General features: G+C 37.8%; 21 protein-coding genes. 9 read left to right on the top strand and 12 right to left on the bottom strand.

From position 1 onward, the window contains the following. Window positions 1-135: 135 nt before the first annotated feature. From QYB95_RS02320 to pdhA, 7 genes are all read right to left on the bottom strand, one after another. On the bottom strand, window positions 136-1152 hold the full coding sequence (locus QYB95_RS02320) for a tripartite tricarboxylate transporter substrate binding protein (RefSeq protein ID WP_301136461.1): 1017 nt from the start codon (window positions 1150-1152) through the stop codon (window positions 136-138). 259 nt (window positions 1153-1411) lie between these two features. After that, window positions 1412-2107, bottom strand: coding sequence for a response regulator (locus QYB95_RS02315; RefSeq protein ID WP_301136460.1), 696 nt, complete (start codon window positions 2105-2107; stop codon window positions 1412-1414). Then, window positions 2076-3707, bottom strand: coding sequence for an ATP-binding protein (locus tag QYB95_RS02310; RefSeq protein ID WP_301136459.1), 1632 nt, complete (start codon window positions 3705-3707; stop codon window positions 2076-2078). The genes QYB95_RS02315 and QYB95_RS02310 overlap by 32 nt, the downstream gene beginning before the upstream one ends. A 268-nt stretch (window positions 3708-3975) precedes the next feature. Then, on the bottom strand, window positions 3976-5388 hold the full coding sequence (gene lpdA, locus QYB95_RS02305) for a dihydrolipoyl dehydrogenase (protein ID WP_301136458.1): 1413 nt from the start codon (window positions 5386-5388) through the stop codon (window positions 3976-3978). A gap of 3 nt (window positions 5389-5391) precedes the next feature. Continuing rightward, a complete protein-coding gene (locus tag QYB95_RS02300; RefSeq protein ID WP_301136457.1) occupies window positions 5392-6759 on the bottom strand; it encodes a dihydrolipoamide acetyltransferase family protein in 1368 nt (455 codons plus the stop codon). 24 nt (window positions 6760-6783) lie between these two features. Next, window positions 6784-7761 carry an alpha-ketoacid dehydrogenase subunit beta gene (locus QYB95_RS02295; RefSeq protein ID WP_301136456.1) on the bottom strand — a complete coding sequence of 326 codons (978 nt, stop codon included), beginning with the start codon at window positions 7759-7761 and terminating at the stop codon, window positions 6784-6786. Window positions 7762-7764: 3 nt separating this feature from the next. Further along, a complete protein-coding gene (gene pdhA, locus QYB95_RS02290) occupies window positions 7765-8877 on the bottom strand; it encodes a pyruvate dehydrogenase (acetyl-transferring) E1 component subunit alpha (protein WP_301136455.1) in 1113 nt (370 codons plus the stop codon). A gap of 484 nt (window positions 8878-9361) precedes the next feature. On the opposite strand from pdhA, the gene def reads away from it, so the two are divergent. Further along, window positions 9362-9919, top strand: a complete 558-nt coding sequence (gene def / locus QYB95_RS02285) for a peptide deformylase (protein WP_301136453.1) — start codon at window positions 9362-9364, stop codon at window positions 9917-9919. A gap of 159 nt (window positions 9920-10078) precedes the next feature. On the opposite strand, the gene QYB95_RS02280 is transcribed toward def, so the two are convergent. Further along, window positions 10079-10849, bottom strand: a complete 771-nt coding sequence (locus tag QYB95_RS02280) for a Cof-type HAD-IIB family hydrolase (protein WP_301136452.1) — start codon at window positions 10847-10849, stop codon at window positions 10079-10081. A 663-nt stretch (window positions 10850-11512) separates the two neighbouring features. Between QYB95_RS02280 and QYB95_RS02275 the strand changes: the two genes are divergently transcribed. After that, window positions 11513-11722: a DNA-dependent RNA polymerase subunit epsilon gene (locus QYB95_RS02275; protein ID WP_301136451.1), complete on the top strand. Its 210-nt coding sequence runs from the start codon at window positions 11513-11515 to the stop codon at window positions 11720-11722. A 6-nt stretch (window positions 11723-11728) separates the two neighbouring features. Continuing rightward, entirely contained in the window at window positions 11729-13396 is a 1668-nt protein-coding gene (gene rnjA / locus QYB95_RS02270; RefSeq protein WP_301136450.1) for a ribonuclease J1, read from the top strand. Window positions 13397-13486: 90 nt separating this feature from the next. Here rnjA and QYB95_RS02265 read toward each other — a convergent pair whose 3' ends face one another. Together QYB95_RS02265 and QYB95_RS02260 are read right to left on the bottom strand one after the other, a co-directional pair. Then, on the bottom strand, window positions 13487-14146 hold the full coding sequence (locus QYB95_RS02265; RefSeq protein WP_301136449.1) for a potassium channel family protein: 660 nt from the start codon (window positions 14144-14146) through the stop codon (window positions 13487-13489). Window positions 14147-14292: 146 nt separating this feature from the next. After that, entirely contained in the window at window positions 14293-15063 is a 771-nt protein-coding gene (locus tag QYB95_RS02260; RefSeq protein ID WP_301136448.1) for a class I SAM-dependent methyltransferase, read from the bottom strand. A 166-nt stretch (window positions 15064-15229) separates the two neighbouring features. Here QYB95_RS02260 and QYB95_RS02255 point away from each other — a divergent pair, with 166 nt between their 5' ends. Next, window positions 15230-15994: a DUF2935 domain-containing protein gene (locus QYB95_RS02255; protein WP_301136447.1), complete on the top strand. Its 765-nt coding sequence runs from the start codon at window positions 15230-15232 to the stop codon at window positions 15992-15994. Between the two features lie 42 nt (window positions 15995-16036). Here QYB95_RS02255 and QYB95_RS02250 read toward each other — a convergent pair whose 3' ends face one another. Both QYB95_RS02250 and QYB95_RS02245 read right to left on the bottom strand, forming a co-directional pair. Continuing rightward, a complete protein-coding gene (locus tag QYB95_RS02250; RefSeq protein ID WP_301136446.1) occupies window positions 16037-16492 on the bottom strand; it encodes a TlpA family protein disulfide reductase in 456 nt (151 codons plus the stop codon). A gap of 45 nt (window positions 16493-16537) precedes the next feature. Then, window positions 16538-17080, bottom strand: a complete 543-nt coding sequence (locus QYB95_RS02245) for a peroxiredoxin (RefSeq protein ID WP_301136445.1) — start codon at window positions 17078-17080, stop codon at window positions 16538-16540. Window positions 17081-17317: 237 nt separating this feature from the next. On the opposite strand from QYB95_RS02245, the gene QYB95_RS02240 reads away from it, so the two are divergent. The 5 genes from QYB95_RS02240 to QYB95_RS02220 are packed head-to-tail and all read left to right on the top strand — an operon-like array spanning window position 17318 to window position 21646. Continuing rightward, complete coding sequence (locus QYB95_RS02240; protein ID WP_301136444.1) at window positions 17318-17860, top strand: helix-turn-helix domain-containing protein; 543 nt, start codon at window positions 17318-17320, stop codon at window positions 17858-17860. A gap of 16 nt (window positions 17861-17876) precedes the next feature. After that, window positions 17877-18977: an ABC transporter ATP-binding protein gene (locus QYB95_RS02235; protein ID WP_301136443.1), complete on the top strand. Its 1101-nt coding sequence runs from the start codon at window positions 17877-17879 to the stop codon at window positions 18975-18977. Then, window positions 18970-19776, top strand: coding sequence for an ABC transporter permease (locus QYB95_RS02230; protein ID WP_301136442.1), 807 nt, complete (start codon window positions 18970-18972; stop codon window positions 19774-19776). The genes QYB95_RS02235 and QYB95_RS02230 overlap by 8 nt, the downstream gene beginning before the upstream one ends. Beyond that, window positions 19773-20573: an ABC transporter permease gene (locus QYB95_RS02225; protein ID WP_301136441.1), complete on the top strand. Its 801-nt coding sequence runs from the start codon at window positions 19773-19775 to the stop codon at window positions 20571-20573. Before QYB95_RS02230 ends, QYB95_RS02225 begins: the two co-directional genes overlap by 4 nt. Then, window positions 20570-21646, top strand: a complete 1077-nt coding sequence (locus QYB95_RS02220) for an ABC transporter substrate-binding protein (RefSeq protein ID WP_301136440.1) — start codon at window positions 20570-20572, stop codon at window positions 21644-21646. The genes QYB95_RS02225 and QYB95_RS02220 overlap by 4 nt, the downstream gene beginning before the upstream one ends. The last annotated feature ends 49 nt before the right edge of the window (window positions 21647-21695 follow it).

The following is a 21695-nucleotide window of genomic DNA, read 5'->3' as shown; positions in this document are numbered from 1 at the left end:
CACCTCCAATCCTTTTACAAAAACACGATTTATCATCCCAATGGCTTTTTTCGGATACCTACGAAAAACTCATTTTTTCTATCCTCTAAAAAAAGTGCTGTCCTATAAGACATAGCTTAATGGACAGCTTTCTCTTTATTTATGCATATCTAATGCTTCAAGCAACTCACTAACTACTGTCTCTTGTTCTTCTAAAAATTTAGTAAAGTCTTCTGCATTTTTATACTCATTTTGCCAGCCATTTCTTTCTAATTCAGCAGTCCATTCTTCGCTTACAGCCATTTCGCTTAATTTTGTTGACCAATAATTCACAGCCTCTTCAGACATATTCTTAGGTCCGAATAATCCTCTCCAGATTGTAAATTCCGCATCTATTCCTAATTCTTGGAACGTTGGTACTTCTTCCAACTCACCAGATAATCTTTCAGTAGAACTTACTGCTAATACTTTCACATCTCCAGATTTTACATATTCTCCAATTGCGGAAGCATCTGTAGCAATGGCATCAGCATTACCACCTAATAACGCAGCAATCGCTTCACCGCCACCATCGTAAGAAACATATTTTACTATTTTAGGATCGATTCCGTACCCATAAGCCGGCAGGATCCCTACAAGATGATCCATAGAACCAGGCGCTGAACCACCTGCCATTGTAATAGATGTTGGATCTGCTTTAATAGCATCTAACAAGTCAGTTAAAGTGTTGAATTTTGAATCAGCTTTTACAACAATCGCACCATAATCACGCGTTAATTGTGCAAGTGGAGTAGTATCTTTATAACCGTAAGGACTATTTCCTTCTGCCTTTAAATTATTAATAATAATAGGAGGTGATTTAGCCATCAGCATATAATCATTCTCTACTTCTTTTGTGGCATATTCAGCCATAAACACAGCACCACCACCACCTGCTCTATTTTCAACTGTAATTGGTTGTTCAACTAAACCAGTTTCTGACATAACTTTGGCAATCGCACGTGCTGTTAAATCCCAGCCACCACCAGCTCCGGATGGCGCTACAATCGTAATATTGCTTTCCGGATATCCAGAAGTACCTTCAGCCTCCGTAGTTCCACTTGTCTCCCCTTGACATGCCGTAAGAACTGCAGCCATAACAATTGCTAAACAAATTAATAGTATCCTCTTCATTACTTTATTTTCCCCCTTATGATACATTCATTTTTAGAAGTAAATGTATATAAATAACTTAATGAAAGCGCATACTTTTTACAATAAAACGAGTATAAGTTAATATTTTCTTCATAAAGCTGATTTTGCTCATATTGTCCACGAGAGGGATATACAATAATATATGATAGATTGCAGTTTGCTTTTTTATTTAATATGTTTTAGAAAAATAAAAAGGTAACTCAAAAATCGTCTATTAAACGATTTTGAGTTACCTACTTTATCTGCAATATTCCTTTTCCGGTATATATCGTCTTTCAGGCCTTCCAACCGTCCCATAAATTAAATCAGTATAGACCTTATTTTCCGATACTAAGTATTCCAAGTAACGACGAGCAGTCGATCGACTTAACCCTAGGTCCTTCCCTAGCTTTTCCGCAGTTATTCCTTCTGGGTATGTTTGCAAATAATCGAATACTTTCCCATTTGTAATGACATCGATACCTTTTGGTGTTATTTCATTTATTTGTATCGGTTTCGACATATTCCATAATTCTTTGATTTCATGTTCATCAAGAGTGGAATTTTTCTCGAGGAGTCTCCTTTTGGCACGATAGGTTTCCATACATTCTTCAAACTTTTCAAATGTTACTGGCTTTAATAGATAATCTACAACTCCACCACGCAATGCTTTCTTTAAAATGACTGATTCTGATGCGGCCGTGATGAATATAATGTCAGTCTCTCGGCTATTAGCTTTAATATAATCCAAGACTTCTGTTCCTAATAAGTCAGGAAAATATACATCCAGCAATACCAAATCCGGCTTTACTGTTTCAATCCATTCGAACGCTTCTTCTCCACTATGCGCTACCCCAATACATTCAAAACCTTCAATCTTACTTAAAAATTTTTGATGAATAGTAGCAATTCTTTTATCATCTTCAACAATCAACACCTCTATTTTGTCCCTCATACTCATTATCCCCCTTATGTACAACAACGATAAATAGCGCTCCCCCAAGATCACCATTCTCGGTATATATTTCTCCTCCTAACTCAAGGAGATTCTCTTTGACTTTCATTAAGCCAAAGCCATGTCGATCATTATCTACCCCTTTTGTTGAAACTCTTTTTTCAAAGAGTATATGTTTAACTTTGTTATGAATTCCTTCCCCACTATCTTCTACTTCTATCAATAGCTCTTTTCCATTATCAAGTATTAATATACGAACTAGTCTTTGTTCTTCAGGCAGATGTTCAACTGCTTCGAATGCATTTGTCACCAAATTACCAAGTATCGAAACAAATAAGTGTTTTTGAATATGTTTAGGTAAAGATTTGAGATTACTATCTTCATCAAAAATCAGTCTTACCTTTAACTCTTTGGCTCGATTGAAAAAACCAATTAAAATTCCACTTATAAAGGGATCTTGCAATCGATCTGAAATAAAGTGAATTAAATTCCCCTGTTCTTCTCGTTCACTGTGAATTAACTCGAGAGCTTCTTCATAATTTTGCAGATAAATAAGTCCGGATATCGCATACAAAAAATTATTGTATTCATGTGTTTGAGCTCTTAAAGCTTCCGTATATTTTTTTACTTGCGAAAGTTCCATAGACAGTCGATCAATTTCAGATTGTAGGCGAAAGCTTGAAACAACCCCTACTACTCTTTCCCCATTTAATATGGGAATTCGATTTACCAATACTTCATTCCCGTTAATCTCCATATTACGATCGAGATGCCTCTCACCAGTTGATAAAATTTGATCCATTTGAGTGTTTGGTAATACGTTGCGAATATGTTTTCCTACAAGTTGAATATCTTCCCCATCCGACAACATCTTGTAAGCTGCAGAATTCAGAACAGTTATTATCCCTTTCTCATTGACCATAATAATTCCTTCCCGAACGGATTCAATTAATGCATTTTGTTGTTTTAAGAGTTCCGCAATCTCAATTGGCTCAAAATTTAATAAATCTTTTTTTATCCTAGTAGATAAAAGTGAAGCAAAAATTAGTCCGACTAGAATAAAAACAGCAACAATCCAAACAATATTATCTATATATTTAGAGAAGATATCACTAATGTCTTTCTTTAAATACCCAACCGAGATTACACCAATAATTTGATGATCATCATCAAACACAGGTGTCTTTCCCCGTACTGCTGGTCCAAGGGTACCGGTTGCTTCCGAGATGTAGGATAACCCCTCCTCTAGTACGCCTTTATTATCATTTCCTACCATCTTCTGTCCAATTCGACTCTCGACTGGATGTGCATAACGTATCCCATTTAGATCTCCAATTACAACATACTCAGCACCAGTTTCCTTACGTATTTCTTCAGCGATGGGCTGTAAGATTTCAGAAGGATTGTTTGAGTAAAAACCTGCTTTAACATCATCACGAATTGCCGTGGTTTTTGCTATTTGCAATGCCTTAGCCCCAATTTCCTCTTTAATGGCATTGGATAATGTGAGATAAAAAGATATCCCAATCGCAACAGAAATTAAAAAAATAATCATAATATTATATAAAAATATTTTCGATTGCATGGAATCTAACTTCATCTAATCCTCCGATTTTAAATAATAATATCTCCATTATAAAGAATTTTTCAAATATTTTGTAGCTTTGTAATATAATTTTGTAGCTTAAAAGAAGTATTCTCTATATTTCCCATCGGAAGGGCTAAAGGGCAATCTAACGACTGGAAAATTAAATTATTAGCTAGATATTAAGAAAAAATTATGCTTTAAGTTAAAATCCCCATTTTCTTAATACAAAAAAACGCATTAGCTACAAATGGTTGTAGCATAATGCGCTTAGATGAAAAGATTATTTTGAAATAATATGGATTGGGTTGCCAAGAAGTACTTCAGCAGTTTCCATTGTAATTTCACCTAATGTTGGGTGAGGGTGAATTGTTAAAGCAACGTCTTCAGCAGTCATGCCGCCCTCGATTGCTAGGCAAAGCTCAGAAATCATGTCAGATGCACCAGCACCAATGATTTGAGCACCTACAAGTAAACCATCTTCTTTACGTGCCACTAGTTTAACAAAACCTTCAGTTTGGTTTAAAGCTAATGCACGGCCGTTAGCTGCAAATGGGAATTTAGCAACGTTAACTTCCAAACCTTCAGCTTTTGCTGATTCTTCACTGTAACCAACAGTAGCCATTTCTGGATCTGTGAAGCATACAGCAGGAATTGCTAGGTAATCTACAATTGAGTGTTCACCAGCGATTGCTTCAGCAGCAACTTTACCTTCGTAAGATGCTTTGTGAGCAAGTTGTGGACCATCAACAATATCACCAATCGCATAGATATTTGGAATATTTGTACGGCATTGTTTATCAACTTTGATTAAGCCGCGTTCAGCAAATTCGATACCGATTTGCTCCAAGCCGATTTCATCCGTGTTTGGACGACGACCTACAGTTACTAATACGTAATCAGCTTCAACCTTTTTCTCTTCTCCGCCAACTTCATAAGTAACGATTACGCCGTTTTCGTTTTCTTCTACACCTTTAGCAGATGCACCTACTTCGATTGTAACGCCTTTTTTCTTTAAGCCTTTTTTTACGATGGCCGTCATTTGTTTTTCGAAGCCAGCCAAGATATCTTTACCGCCTTCAACGATTGTTACTTCAGTACCGAAGTTTGCAAAAGCAGAACCTAATTCAGTACCGATGTATCCGCCACCAATAACAACTAATTTTTTCGGTAATTCTTTTAAGTTAAGAGCACCTGTTGAGTTAAGTACACGTTCTGTATATTTGAAAGTTGGAATTTCAACAGGACGGGAACCAGTTGCTAGAATCGCATTTTTGAATGTATATGTTTGAGCAGAATCTCCATTGATAATACGAACTGTATTTGCATCACTGAAGTATGCTTCACCTTTAACGATTTCTACTTTATTTCCTTTTAATAGGCCTTCAACACCGCCAGTTAATTTATTAACGACACTGTTTTTGAAGTTCTGTACTTTTTCAAAATCAAGTTTTACTTCAGAAGCGAAAACACCCATATCTTCCGAATGTTGTGCTTGTTCGAAACGGTGACCAACTGAAATCAACGCTTTGGAAGGAATACATCCTACGTTAAGGCAAACGCCACCTACTACATCTCTTTCTACAATTGTAACTTTTTGACCGGTTTGAGCTGCACGAATTGCCGCTACATAACCACCAGGTCCAGCCCCTACTACTAAAGTGTCAATTTCTATTGCGAAATCTCCTACTACCATTTTTTACGCCTCCATTAATAAAAGTTCCGGGTCACTTAACAAACGTTTTAAATGATTTAAAGCATTTTGTGCTGTGGCTCCGTCGATCATTCGATGATCAAAGCTCAATGATAATGCTAACACAGGTGCACCTACAATTTCACCATTTTTTATCACTGGTTTCTCAGAAATTCTTCCAATCCCTAAAATTGCTACTTCAGGATGGTTAATTACTGGAGTAAACCATTGACCTCCAGCTGATCCAATATTCGTAATTGAACATGAACCGCCTTTCATTTCATTCGGTGAAAGTCGACCTTCACGAGCTTTTGTTGCCAATTCATTAATTTCGGCAGAAATATTGAAAACCGATTTGCGATCAGCATGTTTTACAACAGGGACTAGTAAGCCTTTTTCAGTATCAGCAGCGATGCCAATGTTGAAGTAATGCTTTTGAATAATTTCACTCGTTGCATCATCAAATGAACGGTTGAACTCTGGGTATTCACGTAATGTAGAAACCAATGCTTTTACTACATAAGGTAAATAGGTTAATTTGATTCCTTTTTCCGCAGCAATATCCTTGAATTTTTTGCGGTGTGCTACCAATTCTGTTACATCCACTTCGTCCATTAATGTAACATGTGGAGCAGTTTGTTTTGAGTGCACCATTGCTTTGGCAATCGCCTTACGGATTCCGGACATTTTCTCGCGAGTTTCCGGGAATTCCCCTTCCAGGTTGACAGACCCACTTGCAGTCACTTTCTCTTCAACTGAAGCAGTCTCAACCACAGGTGATTCTTCTACAGCCTCAGTTTCAGAAGAAGTTGCACCACCATTTAGGTAGTTTTCAATGTCTTCTTTGAGGATGCGCCCATTTTTGCCGGAGCCGCTTACAAGCTGGATGTTGACACCTTTAGTTCTAGCATATTTACGAACGGATGGCATTGCTATAATTCGTTCATTTCCTGAACTGTCTGATTCTAATTCATTTCCTGAAATATTAACAGCCGGATCTTGTTTAGAATCCCCTTCAACTGGTGCTTTTTCTACAGGGTCGCCATCTTCGGCTGTACCTTGAACTTGTGCACTTGTAGTAGAAGTCGATTCTTCTTTGTGGTGGTCGTCACCCTTGAACTGTAGATTTTCGTATCCAGGTGCATCGATTCGGATGATGACATCGCCTACCACTGCTACCGAACCTTCTTCCACTAGGATTTCCAGGATTGTCCCTTCTACAGGTGAAGGCATTTCTACAACTGCTTTATCATTTTGAATCTCACATAATACATCATCTTCTTGAATCTTGTCGCCCGCTTTCACGAACCATTTTACGATTTCACCTTCATGTATACCTTCTCCGATATCAGGCATGCGGAATTCAAACGCCATATTGTTCACCCTTTCTTCCTATGTTTAGAACGTTAAAACTTTTTTCGCAGTTTCTAGAATATCTTTATAGTTTGGTAGCCATATGTTTTCAGCTTGCGGGAATGGATAAATCGTATCAGGTGCTGCTACACGCAAAACAGGAGCTTCTAGGCTTAAAATCGCACGCTCTGTTATTTCAGCTACTACGTTTGCAGCAATACCGGCTTGCTTTTGAGCTTCTTGCACAACAATTGCACGGTTTGTTTTTTCAACGGATGCAATAATCGTTTCGATATCCAATGGTTGGACCGTACGTAAATCCACCACTTCCACTGAGTATCCTTCTTTTTCAAGCTCCTGTGCTGCCTTTAGGCTTTCGTGGACCATTAAGCCATAAGCAAAGATTGATAAGTCTTTACCTTCACGCTTTACATCTGCTTTTCCAAGCGGAATTGTGTATGATTCCTCAGGTACTTCTTCTTTAACGGAACGATATAATTTTAGATGTTCCAAGAAAATAACCGGATCATTATCACGAATCGATGAAATCAGTAATCCTTTTGCATCGTATGGAGTAGAAGGAATGACCACTTTTAAACCTGGTTGTTGAGCCATTAAACCTTCTAAACTATCTGAGTGCATTTCAGGTGTATGAACGCCGCCGCCGAATGGTGAACGAATCGTTACAGGCATATTGAATGTATTTCCTGTACGGTAGCGATAACGAGCTAATTGACCACTAATAGAGTCCATTACTTCGTACACGAAGCCGAAGAATTGGATTTCGGGAACGGAACGGAAGCCAGTTAAAGATAAACCTACTGCCAAACCACCGATTCCAGATTCAGCAAGCGGTGTATCGAATACCCGGTCTACACCGAATTCCTTCTGAAGACCTTCTGTAGCACGGAAAACCCCACCGTTTACTCCTACATCTTCACCGAACACCAGAACATTTTCATCATCTCTTAGTTCACAGCGCAGTGCATCCGTAATCGCTTGAATCATTGTCATTTGTGCCATAGGTTATTTCGACTCCTTCGCTTCAAAGATTTCATATTGCTCTTGTAGATTAAATGGTTTTTCTTCATACATATTTGAAATTAAGTCCGTAACTTTTTGTTTAGGTGTTTCGTCTGCTTTTTTAATCGCTTCTTTAATCTCTTCTTTTGCTTGTTCAATTACTTCAGTTTCTTTCTGTTCATTCCATAGACCTTTCCCTTCCAGGTAAATACGGAAACGAACGATCGGGTCTTTTGCTGCCCATTCATTATCTATATCGGAAGTACGGTAACGTGTTGGATCATCACCAGACATTGTATGTGGACCATAACGATAGCACATTGTCTCGATTAATGATGGACCTTCTCCCCTAACCGCACGATCACGTGCATCTTTAGTTGCTACGTAAACAGCAAGTGGATCCATACCATCTACTAATACACTTGGGATACCTGCTGCAATCCCTTTTTGTGCAATTGTTTTTGCAGCTGTCTGTACATCGCGTGGTGTAGAAATCGCAAATTGGTTATTTTGCACGATGAATATTGCTGGCGCCTTGAATGCCCCTGCAAAGTTGATTCCTTCATAGAAATCTCCTTGCGACGAACCGCCATCCCCTGTATAAGTAATTGCAACATCAGCCGTACCACGCTTTTTAATTCCCAGTGCAACTCCTGCTGCTTGAACGTATTGTGCACCGATAATAATTTGAGGCGGCAAAACATTCACGCCTTCCGGAATTTGATTTCCTACAAAATGTCCTCTGCTAAATAGGAAAGCTTTCCATAGCGGCAAGCCATGATAAACAATTTGTGGAACATCACGGTACCCAGGTAAAATCCAGTCGTTCTTTTCCAGAGCGAAGTGCGAAGCTAATTGAGATGCCTCCTGCCCTGCAGTCGGTGCATAGAAACCAAGTCTTCCTTGTCGATTTAGAGAAATAGAACGTTGATCCAAAATTCGTGTATATACCATACGTGACATCAGCTCAACTAACTCTTCGTCAGATAAATTCGGAACCGCTTCCTCATTAACAACTTTTCCTTCTTCATTTAAGATCTGGAACATTTCAAACTGATTTTCGATTGACTCTAAAGTAGCAGCTGGATCAAATTGGTTTAAAAATTTTTCTCCCATATAGCACCTCTCCTTATATTCTGTATTAAAATTTTTTTCAAAAATATTAGTACAATAACTTGTTAAATTGAGTATATAAAAATAAATTCATTCGGTCAATCATTGAATTCTGTTTATTTAGCACTTTTTTTCTCATTGTTCCTTTATTCTTTTTTTGAAATCTGTTATATATTAATATCAAAACTGTATTACAACAGAAATTGTCAACTCATGTATTTATTAGTTTCCTCAAATAACTTTCCCTATGAGAATCGTTTTTATTTGTATTCACATATACTTTTATACCTAAACTTTTCTTAAGCAAAAAAAAGCAACATATGATATTTTGGAAAGAGAAAAACTCAGTTTTTTACGGAACCCAAGGAAACAAACCCCTATCCGAAGCAAACTGGCAATCAATCAAAGATTGACGAATGCTTGGCGATAAGCAAAGATACCTACTATACTTTAAATACATAGTTTTTTATTGAAAGGAAGTTTAAATATGATTTTAATGGAAGATATTATTCGTGATGGCCATCCTACTTTAAGAACAAAAGCCCAGGAGTTAAAGCTGCCTTTAACAGAGGAAGACCGAAAACTCGCTAATGATATGCTGGAATATCTAATCAACAGTCAGGACCCCGAACTTTCAGAGAAATATGGCCTGCGTCCTGGAGTGGGGTTGGCAGCCAATCAAGTAAACTCATTAAAAAGGATGTTTGCCCTGCATTTGGAAGACGACCGGGGCGAACAACTCAGCTTTGTTTGCATAAACCCTAAAATCGTTAGCCATTCTGTAGAAAAAACATACCTCCCTTCCGGTGAAGGCTGCCTATCCGTCGATCGTTCAATCCCGGGGTTTGTCCCTAGATATGCAAGGATTACAGTTAAGTTCTTCACGGTTGATGGGGAAGAGAAGAAATTGCGCCTGAAGGGGTTCCCTGCCATCGCCTTCCAACATGAACTTGACCACCTAAATGGCGTTATGTTTTACGATCACATCAATAATGCAAATCCATTTGAACAAGTGGAAAACTCATTCCCATTGGGTGATGAATAAATCATTTAAATAATAGTAAAGGGGGCGTCCAAAATTACTTCTAAGACGCCCCCTTCATTATTAACAAATTATTTTATTTATAGTCTAAGCATTTTAATGCATACTACATACACTAGTAAAGAAAGGCATTTTTTATAGTTGCAAAGCCTTTTCCTTGAATTAGATGATATTAAGCATCTTCATCGCCTTCGCTATGCCGTCGCGGTCTACATGATCCGTTACAAGATCGGCCACTGCCTTTGCCTGCTCCACCCCATTGCCCATAGCAACAGAAGTGCCAACTTCACGAAGCATCTCGATATCGTTTAATCCATCACCAAATGCAATCGTTTTTTCGATGGGTATATTTAATTTTTCTAGTAAAGTCTTAATTCCTCTTGCTTTTGAGCCGTCTTTTGGCAAAATATCGCATGAATACGGATGCCATCTAACAAAGTTGACTTCCGTAAACGTATCTCTATACAATTGCTCCGCTGACTCTTCCATAAAAATAAGCGTTTGATATACATCATTATCTTCATAAAATAACGGATTGCAATTAGGATAAGGATATTTTAGTGTATTTATACTTTGTTCGATAAAAGAATGTCCTTCTATCGATGCAATCATTTCCTTATCATCGATAAAAACTACCGGATGATTGCGCTGTATTCCAAAATCAATTATCTTTGCCAAATATTCTTTTGGTACACTATCTGTATAAATTACTTCTCCTTTATACACCACATATTGACCATTGAATGTAACATATGTATCAATCTCCAGCTCGTCCAAAATACTTTGTATCATGAAAGGTGCCCTGCCAGTTGCAATCGCAATTTCATAACCCTTATTACGTGCTGCTTCAATTGCCTTTTTAGCCGAAACAGGAATTTTTTTCTCACTATTATAAAGCGTCCCATCCACATCAAAAAATATAATATTTGTCATTTCTTACCCCACTCAACACATATTTATATGTAAACGGAAAATACTTTACATATAGAAAAAGTCATTATTCTCTAAGTTAGGAGTGATGCGCCATGTTAAAGCGACTCAAAAAGAGAATTTTGAAACGATTAAATGGCATCCTCGGAAAAAAATCAATCGCTTAAGCCCTTCAATTTGGAGGGCTTTTCTTTATTTTAAGACAAACGCATGATAATATAAAGGAAATGCATCTTTAACCTAGATTATTGACATTTACCTTCTTTCATTAATTGGAAATACAAACTTAAACCAATTATACTTAAATCAATGCCTAACTTAATAGCGGGTAGACAGTATAAAACATTCTAATCCACTAAGTGCAACTAAGTCTTACCCTCATGAGATTGGCGATTTGTACAATTCAATTCGAAATTTTAAATTGCCTAACAGTAGAACAAGACTCTTTAACCAATTGATGGTAAAATGGGTACAAGTGTTTTTTCGTGTTAAGAAATATTATTGAAAAGAAGATAAAGCTTTTTGCAAAAATCGGTAGCTTTAGATAGTTTATTTTTTATTATCTTTATCATATACAATGTAGCGCTACTCTTTTTATAGCAAGTAGTTCACTTTAAATAATCGAAACGATGCACGCAAATGTACGTTACTTAAAGGAGAGAAATCATGATTTACAAAGTTTATTACCAAGAGAATGCTCAAGAGGTACCAGTTCGCGAAAATACTAAAAGCCTTTATTTAGAAGCAGCTTCTGAAAGAGAAGTCCGCAACTATTTAAAAGATCGCAATTACAATATCGAGTATATCCAATTACTTGAGGGCAATTATTTGGAATATGAAAAAAATAGCCCGAACTTCCAGTTGGAGAATGCTTAGGCCATTATGAAATTTGTCAAAAATGATCAGGCAGCGGTATTCGCTCTCGGCGGACTGGGCGAAATCGGAAAAAACACATATGCAGTACAATTCCAGGATGAAATAATTGTCATTGATGCTGGAATCAAATTTCCGGATGACGATTTATTAGGAATCGACTATGTTATCCCGGATTACACTTATCTAGTACGAAATGTTGATAAAATTAAAGGGCTGTTTATTACTCATGGCCATGAAGATCATATTGGCGGCATCCCTTATCTATTGCGCCAATTAAATATTCCTGTATACGGTGGTAAGCTTGCTTTGGGCTTACTGCGAAACAAGCTTGATGAACATGGGTTGTTGCGTACAACAAAGCTTATTGAAATCAAGGAAGACGATGTCATCAAATTCAGAAAAACATCTGTCAGCTTCTTCCGTACGACTCACAGTATTCCGGACGCGTATGGAATTGTTGTAAAGACACCTCCTGGAAATATTGTTCATACAGGAGATTTCAAGTTCGACTTCACTCCAGTCGGAGAACCTGCGAACTTAACGAAAATGGCCGAAATCGGTCGCGATGGCGTCCTCTGCCTACTTTCTGATAGTACAAATGCAGAAGTACCAAACTTTACAATGTCTGAACGTAAAGTTGGCGAAAGCATTGATGATATTCTACGCAAAGTGGATGGCCGTATTATTTTTGCGACTTTCGCTTCCAATATTCATCGCCTGCAGCAAGTAACAGATGCTGCTGCGCAGTTCGGCCGAAAAATAGCCGTATTTGGACGTTCAATGGATAATGCCATTTCTATTGGCCGCGAATTAGGCTATATTACTGCACCAAAAGAAACATTTGTCGATGCGCAGACAATCAACCGTTTACCGGCAAATGAAGTATTGATATTATGTACAGGCTCACAGGGTGAACCAATGGCTGCTTTATCGAGAATTGCAAATGGTACTCATAGACAAATCCAGATTCAACCTGGCGATACTGTTGTATTCTCATCTTCACCAATTCCGGGTAACCAAATGAGCGTGAATAAAATCATTAACCTTTTATTCCGAGCTGGTGCGGAAGTGATCCACGGTTCCTTAAATAATATCCATACATCTGGACACGGTTCGCAAGAAGAGCAAAAGCTGATGCTCCGCCTAATGAAACCGAAGTTCTTTATGCCGATTCACGGTGAGTATCGCATGTTAAAAATGCATACTAAACTAGCAGAGGATTGCGATGTTCCGATTGACAATACATTTGTTATGGAAAATGGCGAAGTACTTGCGTTAAGTTCCAATGAAGCACATGTTGCCGGCAAGATTCCTTCCGGAGATGTCTATATCGATGGAAGCGGGATTGGCGATATTGGAAATATCGTTTTACGCGACCGACGCATATTATCTGAAGAAGGTCTAGTAATTGTCGTTGTAAGTGTCGATATGAAAAAACAAAAACTTGTGGCTGGTCCGGATATCATATCACGTGGATTTGTTTACATGCGTGAGTCAGGATCACTCATTAGCGAAGCACAGAAAATGTTAAACAGTCATCTAAATGAAATGGTTCAAGCTAAGTCTACACAATGGACAGAAATGAAAAACGAAATTACTGACGTTTTAGGACCATATTTATTTGAGAAAACAAAACGTCGTCCAATGATTTTACCAATTATTATGGAAGTTTAAGCATTGAAAAAGGTTGTCCCACATTGGACAACCTTTTTCTTTTGCCGGCTATTGCGACAGCATATTTTTTATTATCGGTAATTTCCTCTACTAGCTCATCATTTTTTTTACGAAGCGATTAATATCTACATCTGCACCAATCATCAGTAGAATATCACCAAGCAATATTTTTTCATCTGCTGCCGGAGAAATGAGTATAGATTCTCCTCTTTTAATTCCCACAATGTTAATTCCGTATTTTGCTCGTATATCTAAATCCATCAACGAAGAACCAGCAATACGCTCATTTGCCCTTATCTCCATGATGGAATGCTCATCGGATAACTCTAAATAGTCGAGTACATTGCTTGACATCATATTATTCGCAATCCGAATACCCATATCCCGCTCTGGGTGGACAACATGATCTGCCCCAATTTTATGGAGTACTCTCGCATGGTAGTCATTTTGAGCTTTAACGGTGATTTGTTTTACACCAAGGTCCTTAAGGATTAGCGTTGTTAAAATACTAGCCTGAATGTTCTCGCCAATCGCAATGATTACATGTTCAAAATTTCGAATACCTAATGACTTAATCACTTCTTCATCTGTTGTGTCTGCAATGACTGCTTGCGTTGCAATTTTTGCAAATTCATCCACACGCTCTGCTTCTGCATCAATGGCCAATACGTCTGCACCCAGGCGAATCAGCTCTCTCACGATACTGCCTCCAAAGCGGCCCAATCCTACTACTACAAATTCTTTTTTCATCTTGACCCTCCGTACACAATCATCAATGATACTATTTTAACTTAGTATCATCTTTTTGTACAAATAACCATCAAAAAAATTACTAAGGGCCAAAATTGGAGCTGCACGTCGAAGTGATTTATTCGCAATTGAATATCTTTCAATCTTTATTCCTTCACACCAATTACTCGAATTCTTTTATAGTCCGCGTACCAATTCCCGTCGTGAAATAGAATTGCCTTTAAATTGTTTTCAACTCGGCTAACGATAGTTCGCTTTTGTTGTTCATTTACACTATTAAATATTTCCCCACCAAACATCTCAATCCACTTCTTTAATCCTTGCTCCCCTTCCAATTTGGTAGGTCGATCAAAATGTTGTGCAAATGTTACTCTAAAGCCGGCCGCCTCCATCATACCCGTATACTGGGCTATACTCGGATAGAACCATGGAAACTGTTCCTTCCTGAATTTTATTCCTTCTGCTTCTATTTGAAGAATCACTTCATCTGTAATGGATTGTACGTTGCCTTTCCCACCAAATTCAGCAACAAAACGACCACCTTTCTTTAAACTATCAAAGATACACTGTAATGCTTTTTCAGGATGTTTGACCCAATGAAGGGTTGCGTTTGAAAATACGGCATCAAACTCCTCTTTATAACCTAATTCGGTTGCATCCTTTACTTTAAATGATATTTCGGCATATTTCCCCTTCGCCTGTTCAATCATGTTTACTGATTTATCTACCCCTATGACGTGAGTCCCCAAATCCTTTAATTCTCTCGCTAAATCCCCAGTTCCACAGCCAAGATCAAGTATTTTTTCGTTTTCCTGTGGCGCTAGGAGTTGCAGCAGCTCCGTCCCATACTGTGATACAAAATAGTGACTTTGATCGTATAAATTGGCGTTCCATTGGTCCTTTAATGTTTTTATCATGGCTTTCCCTCCTAATTGCTATAATTTTACTGTAAAAGTTCACCATTGAATATTAGCTATAAATTATCAAGCTTATAAGTAAAAGTTATATAAAGAGTTTCTTTAATAATGCAATCATGGTTTGAATACGTTATTGTGTACTGCAAATTCTGGAGGTGTAAACAGCTTGTCCACCACTTTTTATGAAAGTGCCCTATTTGAACATCAATTTTGGTTAAGAATCTTAGGTGACCATTCCCGATTTATCCATGATTCTCTCTATCCATCAGAAACAGAGGATATTGCAAAAGCCATCCAGTTTATTCAAGTATTTGACCACTTGCTGTCCCAAGTATTGCAACAAAATGAATCCACAATGATTCCTTTTACAAACCAAGTTGAAGACTACGTAAGTCAACTAAAAGAATTTAAACTCTCAATTATTGAACGCCATATAACGGATGAAATGAAAATCCACCTTACGCCAAGTTTTGTCAATCACATGGTCAATGAATTGGAAGAATATCAACGGAATATCGGCTATCTTAAAACAGGAACAACTCCACCTATATTTCATGAGCTCCACCATCATTTACTTTGGCTATTAGATGCTTCCGGACACGCCGGAGCAATAAATGACCGATTGGACGGTGTTGAAAGAAGATTGAAAGAGAAGAGCCATAAGTTCACGAAGCATTTCGATGATTTCTATTTAAAAGCTGTTGAATTAACTGGTTTTTTACGTACAAATGTCCACAAATTCCCGGCACTTGCAAGGTTTAATAGAGATGTCGAATTAGAGATGAACTTGTTCAAGACGTTTTTGCATGAACTCGAGGAGATGGAACTTAATGCGGAAAGTTTAGGAATCTTTTCCGCATTAATGGCTGACCATATGGCAAGAGAGGAACAATATTATCTAATGAAGCTTGCACAATCAAGCCCTGTGTAAGTTTCAGCAGTGTAGACAATTCGCCATTATGTCTACACTGTTTTATATTCCGTCGACTTTTTCATTCAATAATTTAAGTACACGCTTTTCCAGCATCTTCATGCCACTTCCTCCAGATTGATAATGTCTGAGTAGCCCATTTTGATCAAATAGATAATAAGAAGGTACATATTGGTTATTAAAAAGGTCGGTGAGCGTCATTTGGTTATCAACAAATATAGGTTGCGTAATTTTATATCTGCGGGCTATTTTTTTTATTCTTCCAATATCAGTATCCTCCTGTGATCTTGGCATATGAACTGCTATAAAGTTCACTCGCTCATCAAAAGCCTTTCTAAATTGATTGAACTGCGGAAACCCCTCTTTACATTCATGGCAGCTCATGGACCAAAAATGTATAATGGTTGGCCTCTTCCCCACTAAGTCATCCCGCTTTACACTTCCGTTTAACCAAGCAGCTTCACCCATTAACTCAGGCATTTTTGAACGTAATTTCATGAAACTCCCCCTTTAGAAAGAAATATCAGGATTCTGTAATTAAAGTTATAACGTATCGTCGCCCGGTCTCCAGCTTGCTGGGCAAAGGCGTCCAGTTTGAAGTGCCTGAAGAACACGCAGCACCTCTTCCGTATCACGCCCTATATTATTGTGGTGCACTACCATGTATTGGAGTTCTCCTTTAGGGTTAATAATGAATAGACCTCTTAAGGCAATCCCCTCTTCTTCTATTAAAACACCATACTTTTTTGCCACTCGATGGTTAGTGTCAGCTGCCAAAGGGTACTGGAGTTGACCAAGGCCATTTTTTGTTCGTTCGGTATTGATCCAAGCCAAATGCGTATAAATCGTGTCTGTGGAAACACCGATCAACCTGGCATCAAGTTCATCAAACTCATCAAAATAATCCGACATTTCCGTAATCTCGGTAGGACAAATAAAGGTAAAATCCATCGGGTAAAAAAATAATACTGTCCATTTATCATGTTTCATGTTGTCTTCCAACGATACTTTCCCGAAAGATTTATCGGGCATTACCGCATCCATTTCAAAACTTGGCGCTGCTTTGCCTACTATTAAATCATGCATTTTTGCTTCCTCCAATTTAGAAGTTCATAGCATAAGGCAACCTAGAAATACTTTTTTATTTGACCGAAGAAAATGAATGGAAAAGTTCATTTATACAGGGAAATTTTTCCCAAACACCTATTGAATTGCTCATATGAAACTGTATAATAGTATCGGTAATAGTAAACAATAAGTTATAAAATAGTAAACTTTCATACTTTAAGTTTATGTATATTAAACTAGTAAGGAGTCATTCAGGTGCAAATTGGTGCGAAAATCAAAGCATTACGACTAAAAAAAGGACTTACTCAGGAAGAATTGGGCGAAAGAACCGATCTAACAAAAGGTTATATCTCTCAACTGGAACGTGATTTAAATTCGCCATCAATTGAAACATTATTTTCTATTTTGGAAGTATTAGGTACAACTCCTAAGGATTTCTTTGACGATTCGCTTCAGGAACAAAAAATTGTATTTAACATCGATGACCAGACCTCTTATCTTGACGAAGAAAAAAACTACAAAATCCAATGGCTCATACCCACTTCAAATGAAAAGGACATGGAACCTGTACTTATAACTCTTCAAAAGAAAGGTGAGTATAAACAGTTCAATCCTTCACTAGCCGAGACTTTTATCTACGTTATTAAGGGACGCATTAGAGTTGTCTTAGGCAACAATGAATATATCGCCTGTGAAGGAAATGCAGTTTACTATGAAGCGTCCACCAAACATCAAATATTTAATGCTCACAATGGAACAACCGAATTGCTGCTAGTTGCAACAGAATCTTATTTATAGTTTAGGAGGCAAGAAAATGAACAATACCATTATTCGCTTCGAGAATGTAACAAAATCCTATGACGATGGAACAGTTGTATTAAAAAATATTAATTTTGAACTTGAAAGAGGAAAGTTTTATACTCTTTTAGGCCCATCAGGCTGCGGTAAAACGACAATTCTGCGTATTATTGCGGGCTTTACAGATGCGACTGAAGGTTCAATCTACTTTAATAATAAAAAAATTAATCAAATTCCTGCAAATGAACGTCAAGTGAATACGGTTTTTCAGGACTATGCTTTATTCCCCCATTTAAATGTTTTTGAAAATGTCGCGTTCGGGTTGCGTATCAAAAAACTGAAGGAAAAGGAAATTCAGGAACGTGTATTGGAAGCTTTAAAATTTGTTAACTTGGGAGGCTTCAGCAATCGCGAAATCTCCGAAATGTCCGGTGGCCAGCGTCAGCGTGTGGCCATTGCACGTGCGATAGTAAATGATCCCGAGGTTATTCTTTTGGACGAACCACTATCTGCCCTCGACTTAAAGCTGCGTTCAGAAATGCAATATGAACTTCGTGAATTACAGCAACGCTTAGGCAAAACCTTTGTATTCGTTACGCATGATCAAGAAGAGGCTTTAGCCATGTCTGATGAAATTTTTGTACTCAATGATGGCGAAATTCAACAGTCCGGCACTCCGGTTGATATATATGATGAACCAATCAACCGATTTGTTGCAGACTTTATTGGGGAATCAAATATTGTCGATGGCATGATGATTGAAGATTTCAAGGTTCAATTTGCCGGCAAAATTTTCGATTGTGTTGACCAGGGTATGAAACCAAATGAAAAGATTGATATCGTCATCCGTCCTGAGGATCTCGAAATTACTACAGTAGAGAAAGGTAAACTTGTAGTTACTGTTGATACACAATTATTCCGTGGTGTACATTATGAACTATCCACTTATGATAAAGATGGCAATGAATGGCTCGTTCATTCACTCAAGAAGGCAGATGTAGGCGAACAAATAGGTTTGGATTTTGACCCTGAAAGCATCCATGTTATGCGTTTAAACGAAACGGAAGAAGAGTTTGATAAACGCCTGGAGTCTTACGGAGAAGAAGAAAATGTTTAACAAAGCTTCAAAGGGCCCGCTTTTTCCCTACATTATCTGGATTGCCTTATTTGTCATCGCGCCAATCGTACTAATTGTTTATTATTCGATGCTGGATTTAAACGGTAATTTTACTTTAGCTAATTACCGAAACTTCTTTTCGCCGGTTTATTTAAAAATGACTTTAACAAGCTTTTGGTATGCATTTTTAATTACTTTATTTACACTTCTGTTTGCCTACCCGACAGCTTATCTCTTAACACGAACTAAGCATAAGCACTTATGGTTGATGCTGATTATTATCCCATCTTGGATTAACCTGCTGTTAAAAACGTATGCCTTTATCGGCATTTTCGGATTATATGGTCCAATTAACGCATTTCTGGAAGTGTTTGGATTGGATCCACAACAGATTCTATTTACAGATTTCAGTTTCATTTTTGTTTCCGTTTATATTTTTATACCATTTATGATTATCCCGATTTTCAACTCACTTGATAAAATGAATCCGACACTAGTGTATGCAGCCCGTGACTTAGGTGCTTCTAGTTTTACGACTTTCCGTCGAGTTATTTTTCCTCTGACAATTGACGGTGTAAAGTCAGGTATACAAGTAACTTTCATTCCTGCACTTTCATTATTCATGATTACACGTTTAATTGCCGGGAACCAAGTGATTACATTAGGAACAGCGATTGAACAACAATTCCTTGTTTCCCAAAACTGGGGTATGGGGTCCACAATTGCGGTATTCCTGATTATTATTATGGTTATAATTATGCTCCTTACAGGTCAGAAGAAGGGAGGCCGTATACAGTGAAAAAATTATCAACCTCATCAAAAGTTTATCTATTTCTAATATTTGTTGTGCTATACGCTCCCATCTTTTATCTAATTTTTTATTCATTTAATAGTGGCGGCTCCATGCATAATTTTGAATCCTTCACATTGGAGCATTACAATGCGGTATTTGAAGATTCAAGATTGATTACCATCTTGATCAATACCGTGATTGTAGCCCTTTTATCTGGACTGATTGCTACTATTATTGGCACTTTAGGTGCAATTGGAATCGTCTCGATAAAAGATAAAAAAATGCGAAAAACCTTGCTTTCTTTAAACAATGTACTAATTGTGAGTCCAGATGTTGTCATTGGGGCAAGTTTCCTGATTTTGTTTACAATGATTGGTGTCAAACTGGGCTTTACTTCTGTTTTAGTGTCGCACGTAGCCTTCAGTGTTCCCATCGTTGTCCTGATGGTTTTACCGAAACTATTGGAAATGAACACTTCACTCATAGATGCAGCACGTGATTTAGGGGCATCAAAACGAGATGTATTGACTCGGGTAGTTCTTCCCTATATTCAACCCGGAATTTTCGCAGGATTCTTCCTAGCCTTAACCTATTCATTAGATGATTTTGCTGTTACATTTTTCGTAACGGGGAATGGATTTTCAACATTATCTATTGAAATTTATTCAATGGCACGAACTGGAATCACTTTAACAGTTAACGCCATTTCAGGACTTGTCTTCTTAGTAACTATTCTAGTTGTCATCGGCTATTATTTCGTTACCAATCGTTCAAAACGTGTAAATGAGGAGGTACAACGATGAAATCATTAGTTCAAGCTACCATCGCCATTCTAGTGGTTTGTGCTCTCCTATTCTTTGTGGTAGACCGTCTGCAGTCGGCTGGTTCTGCCGGTAGTACTGATACGATTACTGTTTATAACTGGGGCGAATATATCGATCCCGAATTACTTGATAAATTTACAGAGGAAACAGGAATTAAAGTGATCTATGAAACGTTCGACTCAAACGAGGCCATGATGACAAAAGTTGAGCAAGGTGGTTCTGCATATGATGTAGCTGCTCCATCTGAATATATGGTAGCAATGATGAGGGAAAAGGATTTACTTTTACCGATTGATCACTCGAAGCTTCCTAACCTTAAGAATATTGATCCTTATTTCCTGGACTTATCTTTTGATCCAGGTAACAAGTATTCCGTTCCTTATTTTTGGGGAACAGTAGGAATTGTCTTTAATCCTGGTTTAGTGGGAGATCACTTAACCTTTCAATCTTGGGAGGATCTTTGGGACCCCTCTCTACAAGGAAAAGTATTTCTTGTTGATGGTGCTCGTGAAGTAATGGGAATGGGGCTGAACTCATTAGGTGAATCACTTAATGCAAAAGACGATGAGCTTCTTGATTTAGCAACTGAGAAATTAACTTCATTATCGCCTAATATTAAAGCAATCATTGGAGATGAAATTACTCCTTTAATGATCAATAACGAAGCATCGGTTGCCCTTACCTGGTCTGGACAGGCAGCGGATATGATGTGGGAAAACGAAGAGCTTGACTTTGCGGTTCCTGAAGAAGGTTCAAATTTATGGTTTGATAACTTTGTCATTCCAAAAACAGCGGCAAATATAGATGGTGCTCATGCCTTTATCAATTTTATGCTGGATGCTGAAAATTCCGCACAAAATAATGATTATGTAGGATACTCCACACCAAATGCGGCAGCAATGGAATTGATGGATCCCGAAGTAATAGAAGATGAACGCTTCTACCCGAATGAAGAGCTTCGCGAAAAATTGGAGGTTTATGAAAATCTCGGCCCTGAGTGGCTTGGAAAGTATAATGAACATTTCCTGGAATTTAAAATGGATATACGATAGAAATTTTTTTCTTTAGTCGATGACATTCTAAAAGAATCTCATCGGCTTT

The sequence above is a fragment of the Ureibacillus aquaedulcis genome (assembly GCF_030418165.1).
GTDB classification, from domain to species: domain Bacteria; phylum Bacillota; class Bacilli; order Bacillales_A; family Planococcaceae; genus Ureibacillus; species Ureibacillus aquaedulcis.
This window is presented reverse-complemented; position numbering and strand designations above follow the sequence as displayed.

Coding starts and splice junctions, on each gene's coding strand:
- QYB95_RS02320 (WP_301136461.1), bottom strand. CDS start 1,152: ATGAAGAGGATACTATTAATTTGTTTAGCAATTGTTATGGCTGCAGTT.
- QYB95_RS02315 (WP_301136460.1), bottom strand. CDS start 2,107: ATGAGGGACAAAATAGAGGTGTTGATTGTTGAAGATGATAAAAGAATT.
- QYB95_RS02310 (WP_301136459.1), bottom strand. CDS start 3,707: ATGAAGTTAGATTCCATGCAATCGAAAATATTTTTATATAATATTATG.
- lpdA (WP_301136458.1), bottom strand. CDS start 5,388: ATGGTAGTAGGAGATTTCGCAATAGAAATTGACACTTTAGTAGTAGGG.
- QYB95_RS02300 (WP_301136457.1), bottom strand. CDS start 6,759: ATGGCGTTTGAATTCCGCATGCCTGATATCGGAGAAGGTATACATGAA.
- QYB95_RS02295 (WP_301136456.1), bottom strand. CDS start 7,761: ATGGCACAAATGACAATGATTCAAGCGATTACGGATGCACTGCGCTGT.
- pdhA (WP_301136455.1), bottom strand. CDS start 8,877: ATGGGAGAAAAATTTTTAAACCAATTTGATCCAGCTGCTACTTTAGAG.
- def (WP_301136453.1), top strand. CDS start 9,362: ATGATTTTAATGGAAGATATTATTCGTGATGGCCATCCTACTTTAAGA.
- QYB95_RS02280 (WP_301136452.1), bottom strand. CDS start 10,849: ATGACAAATATTATATTTTTTGATGTGGATGGGACGCTTTATAATAGT.
- QYB95_RS02275 (WP_301136451.1), top strand. CDS start 11,513: ATGATTTACAAAGTTTATTACCAAGAGAATGCTCAAGAGGTACCAGTT.
- rnjA (WP_301136450.1), top strand. CDS start 11,729: ATGAAATTTGTCAAAAATGATCAGGCAGCGGTATTCGCTCTCGGCGGA.
- QYB95_RS02265 (WP_301136449.1), bottom strand. CDS start 14,146: ATGAAAAAAGAATTTGTAGTAGTAGGATTGGGCCGCTTTGGAGGCAGT.
- QYB95_RS02260 (WP_301136448.1), bottom strand. CDS start 15,063: ATGATAAAAACATTAAAGGACCAATGGAACGCCAATTTATACGATCAA.
- QYB95_RS02250 (WP_301136446.1), bottom strand. CDS start 16,492: ATGAAATTACGTTCAAAAATGCCTGAGTTAATGGGTGAAGCTGCTTGG.
- QYB95_RS02245 (WP_301136445.1), bottom strand. CDS start 17,080: ATGCATGATTTAATAGTAGGCAAAGCAGCGCCAAGTTTTGAAATGGAT.
- QYB95_RS02235 (WP_301136443.1), top strand. CDS start 17,877: ATGAACAATACCATTATTCGCTTCGAGAATGTAACAAAATCCTATGAC.
- QYB95_RS02230 (WP_301136442.1), top strand. CDS start 18,970: ATGTTTAACAAAGCTTCAAAGGGCCCGCTTTTTCCCTACATTATCTGG.
- QYB95_RS02220 (WP_301136440.1), top strand. CDS start 20,570: ATGAAATCATTAGTTCAAGCTACCATCGCCATTCTAGTGGTTTGTGCT.